This window comes from Cupriavidus sp. 94F1, assembly GCF_057798875.1.
In genome coordinates this window covers 333,307-351,639 of record NZ_JBYOJT010000006.1, presented here as the reverse complement: position 1 = coordinate 351,639, position 18,333 = coordinate 333,307, and the positions used below count along the sequence as shown (strand labels likewise).

12 protein-coding genes and 1 pseudogene are annotated in these 18,333 nt (G+C 66.2%); 2 read left to right on the top strand and 11 right to left on the bottom strand.

The features are described from left to right. Positions 1-79 precede the first annotated feature (79 nt). From AC3FJ6_RS17610 to AC3FJ6_RS17585, 6 genes and pseudogenes are all read right to left on the bottom strand, one after another. On the bottom strand, positions 80-2,449 hold the full coding sequence (locus AC3FJ6_RS17610; RefSeq protein WP_488773039.1) for a DNA polymerase II: 2,370 nt from the start codon (positions 2,447-2,449) through the stop codon (positions 80-82). Positions 2,450-2,541: 92 nt separating this feature from the next. After that, positions 2,542-2,771, bottom strand: a pseudogene (locus AC3FJ6_RS17605) (anti-sigma factor domain-containing protein); the annotation flags it as partial. Positions 2,772-2,818: 47 nt separating this feature from the next. Further along, on the bottom strand, positions 2,819-4,594 hold the full coding sequence (locus tag AC3FJ6_RS17600; protein ID WP_488773038.1) for an efflux transporter outer membrane subunit: 1,776 nt from the start codon (positions 4,592-4,594) through the stop codon (positions 2,819-2,821). Between the two features lie 22 nt (positions 4,595-4,616). Beyond that, complete coding sequence (locus AC3FJ6_RS17595; protein ID WP_488773037.1) at positions 4,617-6,605, bottom strand: glycosyltransferase; 1,989 nt, start codon at positions 6,603-6,605, stop codon at positions 4,617-4,619. 2 nt (positions 6,606-6,607) lie between these two features. Then, positions 6,608-7,945: a hypothetical protein gene (locus tag AC3FJ6_RS17590; RefSeq protein ID WP_488773163.1), complete on the bottom strand. Its 1,338-nt coding sequence runs from the start codon at positions 7,943-7,945 to the stop codon at positions 6,608-6,610. Between the two features lie 73 nt (positions 7,946-8,018). Further along, entirely contained in the window at positions 8,019-9,359 is a 1,341-nt protein-coding gene (locus AC3FJ6_RS17585; RefSeq protein WP_488773036.1) for an HlyD family secretion protein, read from the bottom strand. Positions 9,360-10,495: 1,136 nt separating this feature from the next. Between AC3FJ6_RS17585 and AC3FJ6_RS17580 the strand changes: the two genes are divergently transcribed. Continuing rightward, on the top strand, positions 10,496-11,728 hold the full coding sequence (locus AC3FJ6_RS17580) for an MFS transporter (RefSeq protein WP_488773035.1): 1,233 nt from the start codon (positions 10,496-10,498) through the stop codon (positions 11,726-11,728). A 197-nt stretch (positions 11,729-11,925) separates the two neighbouring features. Beyond that, on the top strand, positions 11,926-12,207 hold the full coding sequence (locus AC3FJ6_RS17575; RefSeq protein ID WP_488773034.1) for a hypothetical protein: 282 nt from the start codon (positions 11,926-11,928) through the stop codon (positions 12,205-12,207). Here the strand turns inward: AC3FJ6_RS17575 and AC3FJ6_RS17570 are convergent. From AC3FJ6_RS17570 to AC3FJ6_RS17550, 5 genes are all read right to left on the bottom strand, one after another. Further along, positions 12,197-13,075, bottom strand: coding sequence for a carbohydrate ABC transporter permease (locus AC3FJ6_RS17570; RefSeq protein WP_092599712.1), 879 nt, complete (start codon positions 13,073-13,075; stop codon positions 12,197-12,199). The genes AC3FJ6_RS17575 and AC3FJ6_RS17570 overlap by 11 nt on opposite strands. Next, positions 13,072-13,971, bottom strand: coding sequence for a carbohydrate ABC transporter permease (locus AC3FJ6_RS17565; protein ID WP_153947834.1), 900 nt, complete (start codon positions 13,969-13,971; stop codon positions 13,072-13,074). Before AC3FJ6_RS17565 ends, AC3FJ6_RS17570 begins: the two co-directional genes overlap by 4 nt. Before the next feature lie 70 nt (positions 13,972-14,041). Next, positions 14,042-15,364 carry an ABC transporter substrate-binding protein gene (locus tag AC3FJ6_RS17560; RefSeq protein WP_488773033.1) on the bottom strand — a complete coding sequence of 441 codons (1,323 nt, stop codon included), beginning with the start codon at positions 15,362-15,364 and terminating at the stop codon, positions 14,042-14,044. Positions 15,365-15,398: 34 nt separating this feature from the next. Next, the gene (locus AC3FJ6_RS17555; protein ID WP_153947695.1) at positions 15,399-16,499 is read right to left on the bottom strand and encodes an ABC transporter ATP-binding protein; all 1,101 of its coding nucleotides are present in this window, start codon (positions 16,497-16,499) and stop codon (positions 15,399-15,401) included. A 64-nt stretch (positions 16,500-16,563) separates the two neighbouring features. Then, positions 16,564-18,300 (bottom strand): IlvD/Edd family dehydratase, encoded by a 1,737-nt coding sequence (locus tag AC3FJ6_RS17550; protein WP_488773032.1) that lies wholly within the window; start codon positions 18,298-18,300, stop codon positions 16,564-16,566. Between the last annotated feature and the right edge of the window lie 33 nt (positions 18,301-18,333).

The following is an 18,333-nucleotide window of genomic DNA, read 5'->3' as shown; positions in this document are numbered from 1 at the left end:
ATTCTCTTATCGGCAGATTCGGCCCATTCTAGCGGGTCGGGCGGTGCCGCGACGCAGCAATTGTCCCGGCCGTGCGCGACTACTGGGGAAACAGGGCCATCTGGCCGGTCAGCAATGTCTCGAAATCGTCGTCCAGGAACGGCAGGATGGCGTCGGCGATCGGCTGCAGCTGGCGGGTGACATAGTGGTCATAGTCGATAGGGGCGGCGCGCGTTTCCAGCGGCTCGGGGCCGGCCATGGTCATCAGGTAGCTGATCCAGCCGCCGTTCTGGTACTGCCTGGGGCGCCCGTGGCGTTCGTTGTAGTCGTCCGCGATGCGTGCGGCGCGGACGTGCGGCGGCACGTTACGCTGGTATTCGTCGAGCTGCCGGCGCAGGCGCTTGCGGTAGACGAGCTGGTCGTCGAGTTCGCCCGCCAGCGTGCGCCGTACCGTTTCGCGCACGTAGTCCTGATACGGCTCGCGGTTGAAGATTTTCTCGTACAGCGTCTGCTGGAACTGCTGGGCCAGCGGCGACCAGTCGGTGCGCACCGTTTCCAGGCCCTTGTACACCATTTCGGGCCGGCCGTCGGCACGCACCACCTGGCCCGCGTAGCGCTTCTTGCTGCCCTGGTCCGTGCCGCGGATGGTCGGCATCAGGAAGCGCCGGAAGTGCGTTTCAAATTGCAGTTCGAGCGCGCTTTCCAGCCCGTAGGTCTGCCAGAGATGGTCGCGCCACCAGTCGTTGACATACGCCACCAGGCTGCGGCCGATCTGCGCCGCGTCGTCCTCGGTGCGGGCGCGGCGCAGCCACACGAAGGTGGAGTCGGTGTCGCCGTAGATCACCTCGTAGCCGCGCGCTTCGACCAGTTCCCGGGTCTGGCGCATGATCTCGTGCCCGCGCATTGTGATCGACGACGCCAGCCGCGGGTCGAAGAACCGGCAGCCGCTGGACCCCAGCACGCCGTAGAACGCGTTCATGATGATCTTCAGCGCCTGCGACAACGGCTTGTTCCTGTCGCGCTTGGCTGCCTCGCGGCCCTGCCACACGCGGGCGACGATGGCCGGCAGGCAGTGCTTCGTGCGCGAGAACCGCGCGCCCCGGAAGCCGGGCACGGAATCGGCATCGTCGGGATGCGCCAGGCCTTCGACCAGCCCGATCGGATCGATCAGGAAGGTGCGGATGATCGACGGATACAGGCTCTTGTAGTCGAGCACCAGCACCGATTCGTAGAGTCCCGGCCGCGAATCCATCACAAAGCCGCCGGGGCTGGCCTCGGGTGCCTTGTCGCCGAGGCTAGGCGCGACATAGCCCTGCCGGTGCATCAGCGGCATGTACAGGTGCGTGAATGCCGCCACCGACCCGCCGCTGCGGTCGGCGGGCAGGCCCGTGACCGTGGCGCGCTCCAGCAGGAAGTGCAGCAGTTCGGTAGCCTCGAAGATCCGCGTCACCAGTTCGCAGTCGCGCAGGTTGTAGCGCGCAAGCGCCGGCTTGTCTTCGGCGAACATCCGGTCGATCTCGTCCATGCGGTCGTACGGATTGTCGATGGCCTTGCCTTCGCCCAGCAGCGTGCGCGCCACCGCTTCGAGGCTGAACGACGGAAAGCTCCACGTGGCCGAGCGCAGCGCCTCGATGCCGTCGATCACCAGCCGGCCGGCCGCGCCCGCAAAGTAGTGCTGCTGCCGGTTGTGCTCGCGCCATTCCATCTCGGCGCCGCCCCGGCCCAGCCGCAACGGGATCTGGTACTGCTTCGCATGTTCGCGCAACACGCGCAGGTCGAACTGCACCAGGTTCCAGCCGATGATGGCGTCGGGATCATGGCGGGCCAGCCAGTCGTTGAGCCGTTCGATCAGTTGCTGGCGCGTGGCGCAGTATTCGAGCGCAAAGTCCATCTCTGCGGCGGCGTTCTGCGGGGCAGGCCCCAGCATGTACACCTGCCGCTGGCCGCAACCTTCCAGGGCAATCGAATACAGGTCGCCGAACGCGTTGGTCTCGATGTCGAGCGAGACCAGCCGCAGCGTGGGCCGATAGTCGGCGGCCGGCTTCATCTGCGCGTTGCGCAGCACACCGTCGGCGCCGGCATCGCCGTCGAACCAGACCGGTGCGGTGATGAACCGCTCCATCAGGTAGCGTTCCGGCGGCCGGACATCGGCTTCGTAGACGTCCACGCCGGCGTCGCGCAGCGACCGCTCCAGCTGCATCAGCTGCCGGTGCTGCGGGCAGTAGAGCCCCAGCACCGGGCGGCGCTGGAAGTCCTGCAGGGCCAGCGGGCGCAGTGACACATCGCGCTCACCCTGCAGCAGGGCTTCGGCGACGGCACGCTGTTCTTCGGGGATAAAGGCCGTGGAGGGCTGCCACGGCAGGCGCAGCCGGCGCGGCCCGTCGTCCGTGGCAAGCCAGAACTCGACCTCGGTGCCGGCCGGAGTGTCGCGCCAGTGTCGGGTCAGGATAAAACCCTGCTGAAGAGCCACGCTGCAAAACCTTGGGGATTGTTTCTGGCGTGGATTTTAGCGGAGTCGGGCCCAAGGGGCGGAACCGCTTCGCCGGGCGGCGCTGCCGCGTGTCAGGCAGGCGCCTTGATCAACGGACCCTGGAATACCACCGGCCCGCTGGGTGCGTCGCGCTGGGGCGATCCGCCGGGCGGCTCCACGCTGACGGCCAGTGCGGCGATATTGGCGGGTAGCGCGTCGAGCGGCAGGCGCACTTCGCGCGCATGGCCAGCACGCCCAGCGATATCGGCTTGCCGCCCTGAGGCAGGGCCCATAGCTGCAGCGCCTGCTGGGGCGTCAGCGGCAGATGTTGTCTCCCCTCTCCCATTGATGAGAGGGGCGGCTGCCTTGTTACGATCCCGAACCTGCCACCGCGGCTGCGGGCCCCGGTGTGGCGGGTTTCGCGGTGACGTCGGGCGCCGACCTCAGGTCCGCGGGGATCGCCGGATCTGGCGTCTTGCGTAGCGGCTGCGGCTGCGGCTGAGGGGCTGGCGCGGCCTGCGCGAGGGGGACTGGCGCCGGCTGGGGCGCACGGGTCTGTGCAACTGGCGCGGCCGGTGCTGGCGCCGGAGCCGGAGTCGGAGCCGGAGCCGAAACTGGCACTGGCGCGGCCGCCTGTGGCGCAACGGCCCGCGCAGGCGCCGGCTTGCCCGCCACCGGCGGCTGGGTGTTGACGGTCTGCTGCGACCATCCGCCGCCCAGCGCCTTGTACAGCTGCGCCCGGCTGGTCAGCCGCGCGAGCTGGATCGTCACCAGCTTCTTTTGCGCCTCGTACTGCTGGCGCTGGGCGTCGAAGACCGGGAAATAGTCGTCCACGCCGTTCTTGAAGCGCATCTCGGCCAGCCGCCGCGTCTCGGCCACTTCCTTCTCCAGCGACTGTTGCGCGGCGGTCTGCCGGTCGTACGTGCCACGGGCGGCCAGGCCGTCGGCCACCTCGCGGAAGGCGCCCTGGATGGTGCGCTCGTACTGCGCCACGTTGATGTCCTTGCGGACCTTCGATGCGTCCAGGTTGGCCTGGTTGGCGCCGGCATTGAAGATCGGCAGCGTGATCTGCGGCGCAACCGCCCACGCCGCGCCTCCCGTGAACAGCCCCGCCAGCGTGGTGCTGGCCAGGCCGACTCCCGCGGTCAGCGAAATCCGTGGGAAGAACGCCGCCCGCGCGGCCCCGATATTGGCATTGGCGGCCTTCAGCCGGTGCTCGGCGGCCATGATGTCCGGCCGCTGCTCCAGCAACTGCGAGGGCAGGCCGGCTGGCAGCTCCGCCACGAACGAGTTGTCGCCGAACGGCTGTGGGGGCGGCAGGTCGGCCGGAATCGGGCCGCCGATCAGCAGCGACAGCGCGTTTTCGTCCTGCGCCACCTGGCGCGTGAACTGTTCCACGTCCACGCGAGCCGTTTCCACCTGGGTCTGGGTGCGGTGCTGGTCGATGGCGGCCATGCCGCCGGCCGCCTTGCTCTTGCGGACCATTTCCGACGCATCTTCCTGGATCTTGAGCGTGTCTTGCGACAGCTTCAGCAGTCGCTGGTCGGCCTGCCAGGTCAGATAGGCGTTGGCAATTTCGCCAACCAGGCTGATTTGCGTGCTGCGCCGCACTTCTTCGATGGACAAGTACTGCTCCAGGGCTTCGTGCTTGAGGCTGCGGATGCGGCCGAACACGTCAAGCTCGAACGACGAGAAGCCCACGCCGGCGCCCCAGGCGTTGATCACCGGGTCCTGGCCCGGTGGGCGCAAGTCGCCGGTCAGACGCGTGCTGCTGAAGCCCAGGCTGGCATCGACGGCCGGGAACTGCGCCGCGCGCCGGATGCGGTAGTACGCGCGGGCCTCGTCGATCGACAGCGTAGCCACGCGCAGGTCGCGGTTGTTGGCCAGGCCGAGTTCGATCAGCCGGCGCAGCCGCGCATCGGTGAAGAAATCCTGCCAGCCAAGGTTGGCGGCCTGCACCTGCGACTGCGGCGCACCGTTGGCGCCCTGCGTGGTCTGGTAGGCCGGGCCGTCGGGGTAGGCGTTGGGCACGGGCGAATCCGGGCGCTCGTACTTCGGTTCGAGCGTGCAGGCGGCCAGTGCCAGCGGCAGCAGGATGCCGGCGCTCCAGCGCAGAGACGGCAGGCGTGCGGGGGAAAGGCGCATTGTTATCGTCTTCATATGTGAATCAACCTGTGAACGCGCGGCGCAGCAATTGCACGATGGCCGTGCCAGGCAGGCCGCGATGCGCGATGTTGTGAGGGGGCTCGCTGAACAGCAGGCGGATCAGCCGGTGCCGCGCCGCCATGTCGGGAACCAGCGCGATGCCGATCAGCTGGCCGTCGGTGCGTGCCACGCGGCACGGCACCCAGCCAAGCGGCGCGAGCCAGAAGGCCCCTACGGCACCGGGTTCCACCCGTGTGCCGCTATGCGATTCGAGCGCGACGCCGTTGCATGACAGGTCGCGCGTGACGCCCTCGACCTCGCGTGAAATACCATCGGCGCCGTAGAACTGCAGCCGCCCGGCCGCGCGGAACGGGAACCGCTCCTCCTTGCGCGGACGCGGCAGTTCGAAGCAGACCAGCATCGACGCCAGGTAGAGCATCATCGACACCAGGGTCCAGACGACGTTGAACAGGGTGCCGGGCGCGTTGCCGTCGGCGGCCACGGCGCGCGCCAGGCCCATCGCAGACAGGAAGAACAGGCTGCCGTAGAGCAGCGCGAACTTGCCGTGCACCGTCAGCCTGGAGCGGTCCAGCCCCTTGTTCGTCACCTTGAACGGGCGGCCGAACGGCTTGAACATGGCGCTGGCCAGCGTGGCCGTGACCGCCATCGACGCCACGATCTGCGTGACCTCGGTGAAGATCGGCATCGCGCGCGACCCGGTGATCCAGATGCTGTACGCCCAGTACAGCAGCAGCGCCGGCACGCCGTAGGCCAGGAACTGCATCGGGTCGCCATAAAGTGTGGGCACGTTGAAGAACCAGTAGAGCAGCGGTCCGAGCAGCAGCATGATCGTGAACGGACGGCTGACCCAGTGCAGCAGGCCGTGCACATAGTGCAGGCGCTGGCGCAGCGTGAAGCCGCGGCCGCGCATGGGCCCATCGGCGGTCAGGGCCACCTGGATCGTGCCCAGCCCCCAGCGGCTGCGCTGGCTGATGTACTCGGGCAGGCCTTCGGCGGACAGGCCCACGCTGAGGCGCTCGTTGAGCCAGCGCGTGACGTAGCCGAACGGCATCAGCTTGTAGGTCAGGTGGATGTCCTCGGTCACCGTGCCGGTGGGAAAGCCGCCGATATGGGCCAGCGCCTCGCGCCGCACCACGAACGACGTGCCGATGCAGAACGCGGTGTCCCAGGCGTCCTTGGCCGGCTGCATCACATCGAAGAACGCGCGCTGCTCGTCCACCCAGCATTCGGTGGAGCGCAGGTTGTACTGGATCGGGTCGGCGTTGTAATAGAACTGGGGCGTCTGTACCACGCCGACGCGCGGATCGTCGAACAGGCCGATGATGCGCAGCAGGATGTTGCGGTTGGGCGCGAAGTCGGCGTCGAGCACCATGATGTAGGGCGCGCCGCCATCGCCCTGGGCGCTGTGGTACAGCCCGTTGTTCAGGTTGCCGGCCTTGGCGTGGGTGTTGTCGGGCCGGGTCACGTAGTTCACGCCGACCGTACGGCAGAAATCGCGGAGCCAGTCGCGGCGGGTGTCGTCGAGCACCCAGACGCGGAAGTTCGGGTAGTCGATGGCCTTGGCCGCGACGATGGTCTTTTCCAGGACGTCCAGGCCTTCGTTGTAGGTGGCGATGAAGATGTCCACGGCCGGCGCATCGCGGTCACCGCGCAGGCGGGCCTCGCTGGCATCGGCCTCGGCCGAGTGGTCGGTGGTGCGTGTGAGCGTGACGATCGAGATCAGCGTGTAGAGGATCGTCAGCGTTTCGAAACCCAGGAATACATGGGCCCAGATGCTAGGGAACTCCATGCGCCATTCCGGCAGCGTCTCGGTGACGCGCCAGATGTAATACACGATCAGCAGGACCGCCGCCGCCAGGCCGAAAAGCCAACGGTCCGCGGCGCGTTGCCGGTTGCCGCGCAGACACAGCACGGCCACCAGCAGCGCGCCCGCATTGATCTGCACGAGCATGCTGCTATCGAGGAAACTTGCAAAACTCGCGGCGAGCATCGTTACTCCTTGGGTGGATTGTCGGGGGGTGCCGCGGCCTGGTTGGCCGTGGCACAGCTCGCGCCCCGGCAGCCGCCTGGCTGGAACGGATTCCAGCCGGTGGCGGCAAGCACGGCCCAGGCCGTGGCGCCCAGGTGGGGCAGGTGAAAGTAGTAGAAGTCGTCGGTCTTCGAGTCGGGGCCGATCTGCAGCCCCGTGCGCACGCGCTGCTCGGGCGTGGCGAACAGGTAGCCGGACGGCGCGCGCTGCGACACCAGCAGCGGCCAGAGTGGCGCGGCCTCGCTGTCGCGCCCGGTGGCGCGCAGCACCAGCGCGGCCTGCCCGGTGCCTTCGGTCCAGATGCCGTCGGGGTTGGCATTGAAGCCGTAGCCGCCCTTGACGCCGTGTTTGGCCCGCGCCCAGCCGAGCGCCCGCTGCCAGGTGCCGGCGGCATCGGGCATGGCAATCAGCGGCCAGAGCGAGGCATCGAGCGCCGAAGGGCCGCCGTTGAGCGAGCGGCCGTCGTCACGCGTGCCGATCGCAAAGCGGCCTTCGCCGGGCTGCCACATGGTCTCGACGAACTTGCGCGAGCGATCGGCGCCGGTCTTCCAGCGCGGGTCGCTGTCATAGCGCGACAGCCAGCGGAACACCGCGTAAGTGTCGACGTTGTGCTCGGTGGACTTCCAGCCCTGACGCTGCGGCGACGGTTCGTGGCCAAAGTACCCGCCGATGAAGGCGGCGGGCGCGTCGGCGTTGTACGTCTCCTTGTCGACCCAGCCCATCATCGTTTTGGCCGTGTCGAGATAGCGCGTCGAGCGCGTGGCGTCGTAGGCGGCCAGCAGCAACAGCGCGGCCCAGGCCACGTTGCCGGTGGCGGTGCCCACCTGGTAGCGGTCCTCGAACCACTTGTTGGCCTTGGCGTCCCACCAGCCCGGCATCGGCACGGGGCCGTCCGCGGGCATCGCGCCGGCACGATAGGCGTTACGGATGCGCCCGTCGTGATAATGACGATCGCGCGTGACGCCGGCCACGACGCCATCGGCAATACGGCGCGCGGCATCCTTCTGGCCGCACGCGATCAGCGCGATGCCAGCCAGCGCGTTGTCATAGACGAACGCCGACTCCTTGAGCGGGCCGGGCAGCGGATCGCCGCCCGGCGCGGCTTCGTAGCTGGCCAGCATGACCGGCCCGTTGCCCGGGATGGCAGCCACGCGTTGCGTCAGCGTCTGGCAGCCTGCATCGCGCATCTGGTCGCGCGCGACATCGCCCGAGGCGGGCGCCGCGGACAGTGCCAGCGGGGTGGTGAGCACGGCTGTCATCAGTGCTTCGGTCAGCCGCTTGCGGGCGGCCCGGTATGGCATTCCTGCGGTCGTACGCTGCACGGTAGTCTCCTTCCTGCGGGCGTTGGGTGAATGACTGTGCGATCGGCTCCGATCAGATCAGCCGGCGAAACCACGGGCGGTCAAGGCTGACCTTGGCCCAGTGGCCGAGCGCGCAGCGGTCCGTCTTGCCTGCGCCGGGCAGGTCAGGCAGCGGCTTGTTCAGCTTTGCGATCAGGTACAGCTCGTTCTTCTCGATGGGCGGGAAGGGCACGAAATAGCGCGCCTGGTCGCCATCCGGCGCCCGCGGCAGGATTTCGGCTACCTTGCCGGGCAGCGGCGTGGCCACGCCATCGACCATCACCGTGACCGGGGCGCCCGGCAGCAGGTCCTTGCTCAGGCTGCGCGGGAACACGGCCACCACGCTGGGTGTGGTGCAGTTGGTGGCGCGCATCAGCGTGGCGCCGGCGGCCACATGCGTGCCCGGCGGCGCGAGCACGTCTTCGACGATGCCGCCGGCATAGGCCTTGATGTCGAGGTTGGATATGCGGTCCAGGCGCTGCTGCTCGGTGTTGACCAGCTTGTCGACTTCGGCGCCGTATTCCTCCAGCTGCTTGATCTCGGCCTGCAACTGGGCGTTTTCGGCCTTCAGCTCGTCGGACCGCTGCGCGAGCGCGCCCGCGGCGCCGTCGGTGTTCGAGGCATAGACGCGGTTGCGCGTGGCGGCACTGGCGCTGCGCGCACCGTTGAGTTCCGCCTCGATCGCATCCTTCTGACCAGCCAGCACGGCAAGCTGGTTGCGCGATGCCTCGGTGAACGCCTGGCTGACGGCGCCTGCCTGCTGCATGGCTTCGTTGCGCGTGACGACATTGACCTGCGCTTCCATCTGCTGCTGGGCTGCGGCCAGGCGGGCCTCGATGCCCCGGATGCGAGCGTCGTTCTGCTGCTGCGCCACCGATACATAGCGTTTGACATCGCCATTGGTGGCGGCCAGGCGGGCCTGGTTGACTTCCAGTTTCGATCTGGCCGCTTCCAGCCGTTTGTCGTTATCGAGCTTCTTGCCGGTCAGTTCCATCAGCAATGCCCGGTCCATGTTCGGATTCTGCAGCGTCATCAAGGACTGGCCGGCGGTGAAGGCCGTGCCCACCGGCAACAACTGCTTTGTGACCACACCTTCGACAGGCGTAGTGATCAGGCTGACCGGGCTGTTGACGATCGCGCGTTCCGACGAGCGTACGAAGATGTACGGGAACATCACGGAGAGGATGATCCAGATGATGAACCCCACCATCCCGTAACTGGCCAGGCGCGGAATGGCCTGCCATACCGGCCGCAGGCTCAGCGGGCTGCCTTGCTTCGCGACGGCGTCGCGCGGCGGGGTCTGTTGCGGCCGATGCGGCGGCGAGGGCGGTAGCCGCGTTGGCACGGTCGGCTTTTGGTCTGAATTGTTGTCCATGCGAGCTCCCGGATGAAAAAAGGTGGCCACCCACGATCGCCAACGTCGATCGCGGTTGTTAAATTCGCAGACAGCACTATCCCGCCGCACGAGCGCATGCCCGTTCGGTTGGTGCGATGCTGTACGTCCCCCAACAATTGTTATGCGCCGTTTGCCCCGGGCCGTTGCTACGCCGCCGGGACAGGCGAGTGGACCGTGTGTGCCGATCCATTGAACTGTCCGCACACGCCCAGGACGGGCCATATGCAGACAGGCACTACGAGACGCGACGCGCCATGGAAGCCCACAGCACAGCATCGCCGATTGATGCGATGCAACGCTGGAGCGATTCAAAGTTAGTCAGTTTGGCCTGGGCTTGCTGTAAGAATGTGTAAGGGCTGTATATCGGACCACTTACATCTATCGATCGTAGAACCACGAAACCGCCTGCATGCAGGAAACCGCTGATGCAGACGCCGTGCCGGTTAACGCGACGTTAAGGCAACGGCGCAGTGAGCAGGTAGATCTTGCAAGCATTCCCCCGGCGCGGAAGTTTTTGCCTGGCGAGAAGTACAAAGCATGACGGTGTGGTCGCATCGCTGCAATGCAACGAAGCAGGGATCGACGACTGTGTATCAGAGTGTGACGGCGGCCCGTCGAGCGGGGGCCGAGAGCTCCCGCGCCCGCATTCGAGCCGCTTAGCGTAGCGATGCCTTGCATCACGGCGTGATGCAATTAGTACCGAGCGTGGGCCGTGGGAAGCAAGCATGGCCAAGCGGGTGCGGGCATCGGCCTCGGCTCCGGCCTGTTTCCTGGTCATCGGTTTGATCATCACACCAACTCATTGCGATAAGAAAACTTATCGCAATGACAACATTAAACATCCGGAAATACAGCGTGTTCGCTGGATGGTTCGGAGCAGGGAAGGGCATGCCGCTGGAAGGCAGCTGGGGAATTCGTTGCAGCGCAACTCCCTCCCGCACCCTGAGCGCAAGCAAAGTGACCGATCCGCGCTACCGGCTGCGTCGGCGGCACGCCATCTTCTGCAGGGCAGTGCCTTCTCAGTATTCCCGAGCATACAAAATCCTTGACGATTCAACGAAAATGGCTGGAGCGGTGGCGCCTCCGGCATGCCGCCCCATAACAAGAGCCCACGCATGTCCCGCCTATCCTCGCTGCGCCCCGTCATGCCGATCCTGATCGGCGCTTCCGTCATGCTGTCGCTGGCCATGGGCTTGCGGCAGAGCCTCGGCATCTTCGTGCCGCCGCTGACCCGTGATATCGGGATTTCCGTGGGCGACTTCACGATTGCCGTGGCGGTGCAGAACCTGACCTGGGGGCTGCTGCAGCCGTTTGCCGGGGCACTGGCGGTGCGGAGCGGATTCCGGCCGCTGATGGTGGGCGGCGCGCTGCTGTATCTGGTCGGGCTGGTGCTGCTGGCCACGGCCCACGGCATGTGGGCGGTGGTGCTGGGTGGCGGGCTGCTGATCGGCATGGCGATGGCCAGCACCGGCACGGCGATGGCCATGGCGGCCGCGTCGAACGCGGTCAGCACGCAGGTGCGCAGTCTCGTGCTGGGCTGCGTCTCGGCGTCCGGCTCGCTGGGCGCGATGATCGCCGCGCCGCTTGGCCAGAGCATCGCGGGCGAATGGGGCTGGCGCATGGGCCTGGCGTCGTTCGTGATCCTGGCGCTGATCATGCTGCCGGCCGCGTGGTTCGGTGGCCGGGTCGACCAGGTGCGGCAGATCCCCACCCACGCGCAGGCAGAGCAGAGCGGCCGGCAGGCGCTGATGACCGCGTTGCGGCATCCGCCGTTCGTGGTCATGGCGCTGGCTTACACCGTGTGCGGCATGCAGCTGGTGTTCCTGACCACGCATCTGCCAGCCTATCTCGATATCTGCGGCATGGATCCGATGCTGTCAGCCAAGGCCCTGGGCCTGATTGGCGGATTCAACGTGCTGGGCAGCCTGTTCTTCGGCTGGGCCGGCGGGCGGGTCAACAAATTGCTGCTGCTCGGCGGCATCTATATATGCCGGTCGATGGGCTTCATCTGGTTCTTTCATGTCTCGCCGACCCCGGAAACCACGATGGTGTTTTCGGCGGTCATGGGCTTTCTGTGGCTAGGCGTCTCGCCGCTGGTGCAGGGCTGGATTGCCCAGACCTTCGGGCTGCGCTGGCAGGCCATGATTGCAGGCGTGGCGTTTTTCAGTCACCAGATCGGCAGCTTTATCGGTGCCTTTGGCGGCGGCTGGCTCTATGACCTGTTGCACGACTATGCGATGGCCTGGAAAATCGGCGCCACGCTCGGCCTGGCCGTCGGGCTGATCCAGATCGCGTTTGCCTTCCTGGGCAAGACGCAAACGCCGCGGCTGGTGCCACAGGCGGAATAGGGTCCTTGTCCGGACATGTCACATCGTGATGGTTGGTTCGGGGAATGTCCGAAATGTGCGGATTACGTGCAGTGCCCTGCGATTCATCGACGGGCATAATCGGCCGTTAATGCGAAATCGCTTCGAAACCCGCAGCGATTTCACATGCGGGCAACGGCTTCCCGCACGTTGCCCGCATCTTTCTGACCGCAGGATTCATGGCACTGTCCCCACAACAAAAGCGCCTCGTCCAGTTATTGAACGAAGGTTATACACTGCGTATCGTCCGATCCCTGATTAATCATTCGCCAGTTCACGCGGAACTGTTTTGCCCAGAAAACTTCTGCGTCGAAACGGTGCAATGGTGGCGGATCGCCAAGATGCTGAAGACGCGCTGCGTCAGGCTCGATACCGGAAATATGGCCGACGCCACGCAAATCGTGGCCGCCGAGACTGACGCGCCGGATCGGCCCGAGCAGGCCACCGCGGTTATTCCTTGACCGCCCCGGTCATGCCGGACACGTAATACTCGACGAAGAACGAATAGACCACGGCCACTGGCAGCGATCCGAGCAGGGCGCCTGCCATCAGTGCGCCCCAGTGGTAGACGTCGCCTTCCACCAGTTCGGTAACGATACCCACGGGCACGGTTTTGACTTCCGACGACGAGATAAACGTCAGCGCGTAGATAAACTCGTTCCACGACAGCGTGAACGCGAAAATGCCTGCCGAAATCAGCCCCGGCACCGCCAGCGGCAAGATAATCTTGACCAGGATTTCCCAGCGGGTGGCGCCGTCGATCAACGCGCATTCCTCCAGTTCGTACGGAATCGAGCGGAAATACCCCATCAGCAGCCAGGTGCAAAACGGAATCAGGAAGGTCGGGTAGGTCAGGATCAACGCCCAGCGCGTATCGAACAGGCCAAGCTGGAAAACGATCGAGGCCAGCGGGATAAACAGGATCGAAGGCGGAATCAGGTAGGCCAGGAAAATCGCCAGCCCCACCTGCTTGGCGCCCTGGAACCGCAGCCGCTCGATGGCATAGGCGGCCAGCACGCTTGCCGCCAGCGACGCGAATGTGGACACCGTCGAGACGATGACCGTATTGAGCAGCCAGGCCGGGTAGGGCGTGTTGAATAGTAGTTTCTTGAAATGAGCCAGCGTCGGCGCCATCACGAAGAACGGGTTGGCGCTTTGCATCAGCAGTTCGCCATCGGGCTTGAAGGCCGTGATGCCCATCCAGTAGAACGGGAACAGCAGCACGAACAGGAACACGCCGATCGGGATATACAGCGTCACCCAGCGGCGCGGCACGGATTGCAGGTACTCCATGCCTTGCGATTCGTTTTCCACCGCCTTCGCCTTCATTTGTCGCCCCCCTGTTGCCATGCGCGCCGTTGCAGGCCGAAATACGAGAACAGGATGGCGGCCAGCAGGAAGGGCACCATCATCGTGGCCAGCGCCGCGCCTTCGCCCAGCGATCCGCCCGGAATCGCGCGCTGGAACGACAGGGTGGCCATCAGGTGCGTGGCGTTGAGCGGCCCGCCGCGCGTGAGCACGTAGATCAGCTGGAAATCGGTGAAGGTGAACAGCACCGAGAACGTCATCACCACGGCGATGATCGGCGTGAGCAGCGGCAGGGTCACGTAGCGGAACTGCTGCCAGGGCGTGACGCCGTCGATGGACGCCGCCTCGTACAGCGTCGGGGAGATGGTCTGCAGCCCGGCCAGCAGCGAGATGGCCACGAACGGGATGCCGCGCCAGACGTTGGCCGCGATGGTCGAGAACCGCGCCAGCCACGGGTCGCCCAGGAAGTCGATATAGCGGTCGATCAGCCCCAGCTTGACCAGCGTCCAGCTGATGACCGAAAACTGCGCATCGTAGATCCACCAGAACGCGAGTGCCGACAATGCCGTGGGAACGATCCACGGCAGCAGCACCACCGCCCGGAAGAACGACTTGAACGGCAGGTTGCGGTTCAGCAGCAGCGCCAGCCACAGCCCCAGCGCAAACTTCAGCACGCTGGCGATCAGCGTGTAGAAGATGGTGTTGAAGAGCGCCAGCTGCGTGACCGAGTCGCTGGCCAGGTAGCTGAAGTTGTCCAGCCCGATCCACGCGCCGGGCCGTCCGATCTTGGTGTCGGTAAAGCCCAGCCAGACGCCCAGGCCCAGCGGGTAGGTCAGGAAGAGCAGCAGCAGCACGGCCGTGGGCAGCATGAACAGCAGCCCCAGCGCGTGACGGTTGTCGGACAGCCGGGACAGCATCGAGCGCGGAGCCGGCTGGGCAGGGGGCCGCTGCGAGGCAGGCGGCGTCGCAGCGGTATTCTGCATCGCGTCAGGCCTTGTAGTAACGTTCGGCGCGCTGTGCCGCGCGGGCCGCGGCTTCCTTGGGCGTCTTCGCCCCGCTGGCCGCCTCGGCCACCATGTCGAGCACGATGTAGTCGGCCATGGCCGCCGCAGAGGCCGTGCCCAGCGGGCCCGCATGGCCGTTATCGAGCATCAGCGATGCGGCGTCGCGGTACACGGTGTGCTTCGGGTCGGCCGTCCAGATCGGGTTCGCCTCGTATTCCTTGAGCGGCTGGCTCACATAGCCGATGGCAGCCTCCATCCAGGGGTTGTACTGCTCGGGCTCCATCATGAACTGCAGGAAGGCCTTGGCCGCGTTGGGATACTTGCAGTACTTGAAGATCATCATCTGCGTGATCTGCATCAGCTCGGTCGGCTTGCCGCTCTTGCCGATGGGGAAGTGCGCGTGCTGGATATCCTTCGCCATCTCCTGCAGCTTGGGCTCCTTCGAGTTCTTGGCCGCGTAGTAGACCGAAATACCGTTGGCCGTCAGGCTGACCTGCCCGTCCAGGAACGCCTTGTTGTTCGACGGGTCCTGCCAGGACAGCGTGCCCGGCACGAAGGTGGGATAGAGCTGCTTGGCGTACTCCAGCGCGGCCCAGGTCTCGGGCGAATTCACCACCACCTTGCCCTTGGTATCGACCAGCATGCCGCCGTGCGACCACAGCAGCCAGTGTGCCCAGTTGTTGCCGTCGCCCACGGCCTTGCCCAGCGCGAAGCCGGGCGGCGTGCCCTTGGCCTTCAGCGCCTGGCACAGCTTCAGGAAGCCGGCCGTGTCCTTGGGGATGCTGTCGAAGCCGGCGGCCTTGACGTGGCTCTCGCGGTAGACCAGCGCGTTGCCCACCACGCCCAGCGGCACCGCGATCCACTTGCCGTTGTGCATGCCGTACTTCTTGCACACGTCGTACCAGCCGCCATGCTTGTTGCCCAGGTAGGTGGCCACGTCGGTCACATCGACAAGCTTGTCGGGGTACTGCTGCGGATCGTCGAACCAGCCCAGCACGATGTCCGGCCCCGTCCCCACGCTGGCCGCCACGGCCGCCTTGGGCCGCACGTCTTCCCAGCCCTCGTTGTCGATGCGCACTTCCACCCCGGTCAGCTCGCTGAACTTCTTTGCGTTGGCATTCCACAGGTCTTCATCGCCCTGCACGAAGCGCTTCCAGCGCAGCACCCGGAGCTTGGCGCCGGCCTCGGGCTTGTACTGCAGCTGGGTGGCGGCGTTTGCCTGGGTGGTGCCCAGTGCCGTGGTGGCAGCCACGGCCGCCGTCGATACCAGGAAATCGCGCCTTGTGAAGTTTCCGGAATGGCTCATTGCTGTGTCTCCTCCATGGTCATGCCAAGGGTGGTTATTGCCGTGCGGCCTGGCGGGGCAGCGCCTGGCCCGATTCGGCGTCAAACAGGTGCGTGTGGTGATGGTCGGGCACCAGATGCAGCGCCTGGCCAGCAGCAAAGTCGTGGCGTTCGCGGAACACGGAAATGAAATCGGTCTCACCGAAGCGCGAGTACACCTCGGTATTGGCGCCGGTCGGTTCCACCACCGACACCGTGGTCGGAAAGCCCTGGCCCGGCGCGCCGTAGGCCAGGTGCTCGGGCCGCACACCGTAGATCACGCGCTGGCCGTCGGCGCCGGCGCCGTTTTCCAGGCGCGCGGGGGCGGGCAGCAGCGTGCCGTCCGGGAATTCGACCCGCGCTTCGCCGTTCTGCCGGCGCAGCACGCCGGGCACGAAGTTCATCGCCGGCGATCCGATAAAGCCAGCGACGAACAGGTTGTCGGGATGGTCGTAGAGCGCCAGCGGGCGCCCGCGCTGTTCCACGCGGCCATCGCGCATCACCACGATCTGGTCGGCCATGGTCATGGCCTCGATCTGGTCGTGCGTGACATAGACCGATGTGGTGCGCAGCCGCTGGTGCAGTTCCTTGATCTCGGCGCGCATCTGCACGCGCAGCTTGGCATCGAGGTTGGACAACGGCTCGTCGAACAGGAACACCTGCGGATCGCGCACGATGGCGCGCCCCATGGCCACGCGCTGCCGCTGGCCGCCGGACAGCTGGCGCGGGTAGCGGTCCAGCAGCTGGCCCAGGCCCAGGATGCCCGATGCCTTGTCCACCTTGTCCTTGATGGTCTGCCTGGCCACGCCCGCCAGCTTCAGCGAGAACGCCATGTTGTCGTAGACCGACATGTGCGGGTAGAGCGCGTAATTCTGGAACACCATGGCGATGTCGCGTTCCTTGGGCGGCAGACGGTTTACCACGCGGTCGCCGATGGCAATCTCGCCGCCCGATATTTCCTCCAGGCCGGCCAGCATGCGCAGCAGCGTGGACTTGCCGCAGCCGGACGGCCCCACCAGCACCGTGAACTCGCCGTCGGGGATGTCGATGCTGACGCCCCGTATGACCTGCGTCCCGCCAAAGGACTTCTGCACATCGCGGATCTGAACCGATGCCATGCGTTGCGTCTCCTTGTCCGGCGCCGCGCCGCCCTGTGGTGGCGGCCGCGCCCGGGGTGGTGCGTCAGTGGTTGTCTTTCGGCACGGCCGCGCCGCTCTTGCCAACCAGGAAGTCCATGTCGGCGCCCAGATTGGCCTGCTGCACGTGTTCGAAGTACAACCGTGTCCAGCCGCGCTCCATGGGCGGCGCTGGCGGCTGCCAGGCCGCGCGCCGTCTTGCCAGTTCCTCGTCCGATACATGGAGGTGCAGCTTGCGGGCTTCCACGTCCAGCTCCACCATGTCGCCGTTCTGCACCAGCGCCAGCGGGCCGCCGGCGGCGGCCTCCGGCGTGACGTGCAGCACCACGGTGCCGTAGGCGGTGCCGCTCATGCGGGCGTCCGAGATCCGCACCATGTCGGTAATGCCGCGCCGCAATAACTTTGGCGGCAGCGGCATGTTGCCGGCCTCGGCCATGCCCGGATAGCCGCGCGGGCCGCAGTTCTTCAGCACCAGCACGCAGTGTTCATCGACGTCCAGCGATTCGTCGTCGAGCCGGCGGTGCATGTCTTCGCTGTCCTCGAACACCACCGCGCGGCCCGTGTGCTTGAGCAATGCCGGTGTGGCCGCCGACGGCTTGATGACCGCGCCATCGGGGCTCAGGTTGCCGCGCAGCACCGCAATGCCAGCGTGGGGCTTGAAGGGCGCGTCGAAGGCGTGGATGACCTCGCGGTTCCAGTTCGGCGCGTCCTTGCAGTTGTCCCACAGTGTGTTGCCGTTGACGGTCAGCGCGTCGCGGTTCAGTAGCGGGCCCAGTTCGCGGATCACGGCCGGCAGGCCCCCGGCGTAGTAGAAGTCCTCCATCAGATGCCGGCCCGATGGCTGCAGGTCGACCAGGCAGGGCAGGGCGTGGCCCAGCGCATCCCAGTCGTCCAGGTTCAGCTTCACGCCGATGCGCCCGGCAATGGCCAGCAAATGGATCACCGCGTTGGTGGACCCACCAATGGCGGCGTTGACCTTGATGGCATTCTCGAAGGCCTGGCGCGTCAGCACCTTCGACATGACCAGGTTGTCCTTGACCATCTGCACGATGCGCCGGCCCGAGGCGCGCGCCAGGATGTTGCGGCGCCCGTCCACGGCGGGAATCGCCGCGTTGCCCGGCAGGGCCATGCCCAGCGATTCGACCATGCAGGCCATCGTCGATGCCGTGCCCATCGTCATGCAGTGACCGTGAGACCGGTGCATGCAGCCTTCGGCCTCGAAGAAATCCTCCTGCGACATATGGCCCGCGCGCACTTCCTCGGACATCTTCCACACGTCGGTGCCCGAACCGAGCTCCTGCCCGCGAAACTTGCCGCTGAGCATCGGGCCGCCCGAAATGCCGATGGTGGGCAGGTCCACCGAGGCCGCGCCCATCATCAGCGCCGGCGTGGTCTTGTCGCACCCCATCAGCAGCACCACGCCGTCGATCGGGTTGCCGCGGATCGACTCCTCGACGTCCATGCTGGCCAGGTTGCGGAACAGCATGGCGGTGGGACGCAGCATGGTTTCGCCCAGCGACATCACGGGGAATTCGAGCGGAAAGCCGCCAGCTTCCCACACCCCGGTCTTGACCTGGTCGGCCAGCGTCCGGAAATGCGAGTTGCAGGGCGTGAGTTCGGAATAGGTATTGCAGATGCCGATGACCGGCCGGCCATCGAACTGGTCATGGGGAATGCCACGGTTCTTCAGCCAGGACCGATAGATGAAACCATCGCGATCCAGTCGGCCGAACCAGGCCTGGCTGCGCCTTTTGGGCGGCCCCGGCGGCTTGTCGTCGTTCACTCGGGTCTCCTGCGTTCTGCTTCTTGTAGGGGG

What these genes read in the sequence shown, in the direction of transcription:
- AC3FJ6_RS17555 (WP_153947695.1), bottom strand. Translation starts at nt 16,499, where the DNA reads ATGGCATCGGTTCAGATCCGCGATGTGCAGAAGTCCTTTGGCGGGACG.
- AC3FJ6_RS17570 (WP_092599712.1), bottom strand. Translation starts at nt 13,075, where the DNA reads ATGAAGGCGAAGGCGGTGGAAAACGAATCGCAAGGCATGGAGTACCTG.
- AC3FJ6_RS17560 (WP_488773033.1), bottom strand. Translation starts at nt 15,364, where the DNA reads ATGAGCCATTCCGGAAACTTCACAAGGCGCGATTTCCTGGTATCGACG.
- AC3FJ6_RS17575 (WP_488773034.1), top strand. Translation starts at nt 11,926, where the DNA reads ATGGCACTGTCCCCACAACAAAAGCGCCTCGTCCAGTTATTGAACGAA.
- AC3FJ6_RS17585 (WP_488773036.1), bottom strand. Translation starts at nt 9,359, where the DNA reads ATGGACAACAATTCAGACCAAAAGCCGACCGTGCCAACGCGGCTACCG.
- AC3FJ6_RS17580 (WP_488773035.1), top strand. Translation starts at nt 10,496, where the DNA reads ATGTCCCGCCTATCCTCGCTGCGCCCCGTCATGCCGATCCTGATCGGC.
- AC3FJ6_RS17600 (WP_488773038.1), bottom strand. Translation starts at nt 4,594, where the DNA reads ATGCGCCTTTCCCCCGCACGCCTGCCGTCTCTGCGCTGGAGCGCCGGC.
- AC3FJ6_RS17590 (WP_488773163.1), bottom strand. Translation starts at nt 7,945, where the DNA reads ATGCCATACCGGGCCGCCCGCAAGCGGCTGACCGAAGCACTGATGACA.
- AC3FJ6_RS17565 (WP_153947834.1), bottom strand. Translation starts at nt 13,971, where the DNA reads ATGCTGTCCCGGCTGTCCGACAACCGTCACGCGCTGGGGCTGCTGTTC.
- AC3FJ6_RS17595 (WP_488773037.1), bottom strand. Translation starts at nt 6,605, where the DNA reads ATGCTCGCCGCGAGTTTTGCAAGTTTCCTCGATAGCAGCATGCTCGTG.